Annotated in this window: 1 protein-coding gene; it reads right to left on the minus strand. The window is 68.9% G+C overall.

What is annotated here, in order from left to right; translation table 11 throughout:
• The coding region (uvrA, locus tag P3W85_RS14150; RefSeq protein ID WP_276265243.1) for an excinuclease ABC subunit UvrA at window positions 1-5710 on the minus strand (5710 nt) is incomplete at its 3' end.
• Window positions 5711-5810 lie beyond the last annotated feature (100 nt).

Genomic DNA, 5810 nt, shown 5'->3' on the forward strand with positions numbered 1-5810 from the left:
CGATGATCCAGTCGGCCTCGGCGATCACGTCGAGGTCGTGCTCGATCACCACCACGCTATGGCCGCCATCGGCCAGCCGGTGCAGCACGCGGATCAGCTTGGCCACGTCGGCCATATGCAGGCCCACAGTAGGCTCATCCAGCACGTACAGCGTGTGCGGCGCCTGCTGCCCGCGCCGGGTGATGTCGTCGCGCACCTTTGACAGCTCGGTCACCAGCTTGATGCGCTGCGCTTCGCCGCCGGACAGCGTGGGCGACGGCTGCCCCAGCGTCAGGTAGCCCAGGCCCACATCCTTCATCAGTTGCAGCGGGTGCGCGATATTGGACATGGCGGAGAAGAACTCCACCGCCTCGTCGATCTCCATGGTCAGCACGTCGCCGATATTCTTGCCGCGCCAGGTCACCGCCAGCGTTTCCGGATTGAAGCGCTGGCCGTGGCAGACATCGCAAGGCACCTTGACGTCGGGCAGGAAGCTCATGCCAATGGTGCGCACGCCCTGCCCTTCGCAGGTCGGGCAGCGCCCATCGCCGGTGTTGAAGGAAAAGCGCGAGGCGGAATAGCCGCGCGCCTTGGCCTCCAGCGTCTGCGCGAACAGCTTGCGGATGGTGTCCCACACGCCGATATAGGTGGCCGGGCAGGAGCGCGGCGTCTTGCCGATCGGGGTCTGGTCGACCTCCAGCACGCGGTCGATGCTTTCATAGCCGGTGACGCTTTCGCAGCCCTGCCAGTCATGCGTGACTTCCAGCTTGCGGCGCGGCTGGGCGCGTGCCGCCGCCTGCGAACGCGCAGGCGCCTCGCTGCCCGCAGCCTTGCGCGCGCGCCGGGTCGCCGGCGAGGACATCACCGAGCGTCCCACCGCATCGAGCAGGTTGGTCATCAGCACATCGCGCGCCAGCGTGGACTTGCCCGACCCGCTGACGCCCGTGATGGCCACCAGCCTCGCCAGCGGAATGCCGACGGTGACGTTGCGCAGGTTGTGCAGCGTGGCGCCATGCACGGTCAGCCAGCGCTCGGGCACGGCCTCGCCGTGCTTGCCTTGCGGCATGACATGGCGCCGCGGCTGCAGCGGGTGCAGGATCGGATGGGCCAGGAACTGGCCGGTCAGCGAATCGGCGCTGGCCGACAGCGCCGCCACGCCGCCCTGCGCCACCAGCGTGCCGCCGCGCTTGCCTGCGCCGGGACCGATATCGATGATGTGGTCGGCGCGGCGGATGGTGTCTTCGTCATGCTCGACAACCACCAGCGTGTTGCCCTTCTCGCCCAGCTTGCGCAGTGCTTCGAGCAGGATCTGGTTGTCGCGCGGATGCAGGCCGATGGTGGGCTCGTCGAGTACGTAGCACACGCCTTGCAGGTTGCTGCCAAGCTGCGCCGCCAGCCGGATACGCTGCGCCTCGCCACCGGACAGGCTGGGCGCGGCGCGGTCGAGGCTGAGGTAGCCCAGGCCGACTTCTTCCAGGAACTGCAGGCGGCTGCGGATCTCGCTCACGACGTCGCGCGCGATCTCGCCCTCGCGGCCGGCCAGGCGCAGCTGTTGTACCCAGCGGTGCGTATCCGACACCGTCCACTGCGCCACTTCCACGATGGGGTGCGCGTCGAACGTCACCGCGCGCGCCACCGGATTCAGCCGCGTACCGCCGCAATCCGCGCAGAGCGTATCGGCCACGTCGTCGGGCTCCTGCTGCTCGGACGGCAGCGTCTGTTCGCGCCCGCGGTTGTCGTCGGCCATCACGGTATCGTCATAGGCCGCGCGCTGCTCGCGCGTGAGCGTCAGGCCGGTGCCGACGCAGCTGGCGCACCAGCCATGCTTGCTGTTGTAGGAGAACAGGCGCGGGTCCAGCTCCGGATAGCTGGTGCTGCACACCGGGCAGGCACGCTTGGTCGAAAACACGGTGGTGGCGCCGACGCGGGCGCTGCCGCCGTTGCCCATCGCGTGCTGCAGGCCATCGAGCGGGGCCAGCAGGTGCATCACGCCCTTGCCGGCTTCCAGCGCCTGCCCGAGCATCGCGCGCAGCGCGGCTTCGTTGTCCGCCGACACCACGATATCCCCGACCGGCAGCTCGATGGTGTGCTCGCGGAAACGGTCCAGACGCGGCCACGGATCTACCGGCAGGAACTCGCCGTCGACGCGCAGGTGCGTATTGCCGCGCGCCTTGGCCCATTTGGCCAGGTCGGTATAGACGCCCTTGCGGTTGACCACCAGCGGCGCCAGCAGGCCCACGTGCTGGCCCTTGTAGTCGCGCAGCAGCTGCGCGGCGATCGACTCCGGGCTTTGCGAGGTCACGGGCGTGCCGTCGTGGATGCAATGCTGGATGCCGAGCTTCACATACATCAGCCGCAGGAAGTGCCAGACCTCGGAGGTGGTCGCCACCGTGCTCTTGCGCCCGCCGCGCGACAGGCGCTGCTCGATGGCCACGGTCGGCGGAATGCCGTACACGGCATCCACCTCCGGCCGCCCGGCCGGCTGCACGATGGAACGTGCATAGGCGTTGAGCGATTCTAGGTAACGGCGCTGCCCTTCATGGAACAGGATGTCGAAGGCGAGCGTGGACTTGCCCGAGCCCGACACGCCGGTGACGACGTTGAACTTGCCGTGCGGGATATCGACGTTGAGCGACTTCAGGTTGTGCTCGTGCGCGTTGACGATGCGCACCACGTCCTCGCCCTCGATGGCGCGGCGCGCGCGTGCCGCGCGCAAGGCGGCCTGCAGCGGCACGCCCGCATCCTCCGCGACGAAGGCATGGCCCACGGCGCGGTCGTACTGCAGCAGCGCCTGGCCGGTGTGTGACTGCTCGCAGCGCTTGACGTCTTCCGGCGTGCCCACGCACAGCACTTCGCCACCCGCGTCGCCGCCCTCGGGGCCAAGGTCGATGATCCAGTCGGCGGCGCGCACCACATCCAGGTTGTGCTCGATCACGATCAGCGAATGGCCGCCGTCCAGCAGCTTGCCGAAGGCGCGCATCAGCTTGGCGATATCGTCGAAGTGCAGCCCGGTGGTGGGCTCGTCGAACATGAACAGCTTGCACTCGTACGGCATCGGCTTGACGCGCGCATTGCCTGCCTGCGCGGTCTCGGCCAGGTAGCCGGCCAGCTTGAGCCGCTGCGCCTCGCCGCCCGACAGCGTCGGCACCGGCTGGCCCAGCTTCACGTATTCCAGCCCCACGTCGACGATCGGCTGCAGCACGCGCAGCACCGCCGCATCGCCGGCGAAATACGCTACCGCCTCGCTCACCGTCAGCTCCAGCACGTCGGCCACGCTGAGCGCGCGCGGCGGCTGGCCCGGCAGCGCGCGCTCGATCTTGACTTCGAGGATTTCCGCGCGATAACGGCGGCCGTCGCAATCCGGGCAGCGCAGGTAGACATCGGACAGGAACTGCATCTCGACGTGCTCGAAACCCGAACCGCCGCAGGTGGGGCAGCGCCCGTCGCCCGAGTTGAAACTGAACATGCCGGCGGTGTAGCTGCGCTGCAAGGCCATCGGCGCCTTGGCGAACAGCTTGCGGATCTCGTCGAAGGCGCCGACGTAGCTGGCCGGGTTGGAACGCGCGGTCTTGCCGATAGGCGACTGGTCGACGAAGACCACGTCGGCCACCTGCTCGGCGCCGGCCAGGCGGCGGAAGGCGCCGGGCGCATCCGTGGACTTGCCGAAGTGCCGTGCCATGGCGGGATGCAGCACGTCCTGCAGCAGCGTGGACTTGCCCGAGCCGGAGACGCCGGTCACGCACACCAGGCGCTGCAGCGGGATCTCGACGGTGACATCGCGCAGGTTGTGCTCGCTCGCGCCTTCCAGCACGATGCGCGGCGTGGCCTGGTCCACGGCACGCGGCTTCCAGCGGGACAGGTCGGTCACCTGGCGGTGGCCGGCAAGGTACTCGCCGGTGAGCGTGCCGGCGCCGCGGATATCCGCCGGCATGCCGTCGAAGATGATGTTGCCGCCACGCTCGCCCGGGCCGGGGCCCATGTCGATCAGGCGGTCGGCGGCCAGCATCACGGAGGGATCGTGCTCCACCACCACCAGCGTGTTGCCGGCATCGCGCAGGCGCTGCATGGCTTCGACGATGCGGTTCAGGTCGCGCGGGTGCAAGCCGATGCTGGGCTCGTCGAGCACGAACAGCGTCTTCACCAGCGAGGTGCCCAGCGCCGTGGTCAGGTTGATGCGCTGCACCTCGCCGCCGGACAGCGTGCGGCTCTGGCGATCCAGCGTCAGGTAGCCCAGGCCCACGTCGCACAGGTACTTCAGGCGCGTGCGCACCTCGGCCAGCAGCAGCTTGAGCGCGTCGTCCAGCATCAGGCTCGGCAGCGTCAGTTCATCGAAGAACCGGCGGATGCGCTCGATCGGCATCAGCATCAGGTCGTGCACGGTGAGGCCGGGCAGCGCTTCGAGCTGCGTGCGGTCCCAGTCCACGCCGCGCGGCAGGAAGCGCTGCGCGGGAGCGCACACGGCGTCGGCGCCGGCCTGGCTGCCCAGGCGCCACAGCAATGCTTCGGTCTTGAGGCGCGCGCCGCCGCAGGTCTCGCACGGTGTATAGCTGCGGTACTTCGACAGCAGCACGCGAATATGCATCTTGTACGCTTTCGACTCCAGGTAGTCGAAGAAGCGCTTGACGCCGTACCAATGCGTATTCCACTTGCCGTTCCAATCGGGCGAGCCGTCGATGACCCAGGCGCGCTCGGCCGGGGTCAGGCTGGACCATGCCACGTCGCGCGGGATGCCGGCCTTGGCCGCGTAGCGCATCAGGTCGTCCTGGCACTCCTTCCACGCCGGCGTCTGCATCGGCTTGATGGCGCCGCCGCGCAGGGTCTTGCGCTCGTCCGGGATCACCAGGCCGAGATCGACGCCGATAACGCGCCCGAAGCCGCGGCAAGCTTCGCAGGCGCCGTAGGCGGAGTTGAAGGAAAACAGCGCGGGCTGCGGATCGGCGTAGCGGATATCGCTTTCCGGGCTGTGCAGCCCGGTGGAGAAGCGCCACACCTGCGGCTCGGCTGCATCGTCGCCGGCATTGGGCACATAGACGTTGACCCGGCCGGCGCCGCGCTTGAGCGAGGCCTCGATGGCCTCCAGTACCCGCACCTTCTCGGTATTGCCCAGGCGGAAGCGGTCGGCCACGACGTCGAGCACCTTGCGCGGGCCGGTGGGCGACGCCACCACGCGCTGCGCCTGCACGCGCGTGTAGCCGCTGACGGACAGCCACTGCTCGATCTCGGCGTCGGTGGTGGTTTCGGGCAGCTCTACCGGGAAGGTCACCACCAGGCGCGGATCGCCGTCCGGTGCCTGCGCGGCGCGCGCCTGCAACTCGGCGTAGATGGTCTCCGGCGAGTCGTGCCGCACCGGCTGCGCGGTCTTGCGGTCGAACAACCCCGCCGCGCGCGCGTAGAGCAGCTTCAGGTGATCGTTGAGCTCCGTCATGGTGCCGACCGTGGAACGCGAGCTGCGCACCGGGTTGGTCTGGTCGATGGCGATGGCCGGCGGCACGCCGTCGACCCGGTCCACCTGCGGCCGGTCCATGCGGTCGAGGAACTGGCGCGCATAGGCGCTGAAGGTCTCGACATAGCGCCGCTGCCCCTCGGCATACAGCGTATCGAACACCAGGCTCGACTTGCCCGAGCCCGAGGGCCCGGTCACCACGGTCATTTCGCCGGTGTGCAGGTCCAGGTCGAGGTTCTTGAGATTGTGCTGACGGGCTCCGCGGATGCGGATGACGCCGGATGACATGGAATGTGTGTCCTTTTGGCTTGCGAGTTGCGTGCGGGGCTTGCGGGTTGCCGGCGGGCTGTCCGCCGGCGGCGGGCGCGGCGGACAACGGCTTGCCGGG

It is taken from the genome of Cupriavidus basilensis, assembly GCF_029335485.1.
In the GTDB taxonomy this organism is placed as follows: domain Bacteria; phylum Pseudomonadota; class Gammaproteobacteria; order Burkholderiales; family Burkholderiaceae; genus Cupriavidus; species Cupriavidus basilensis_E.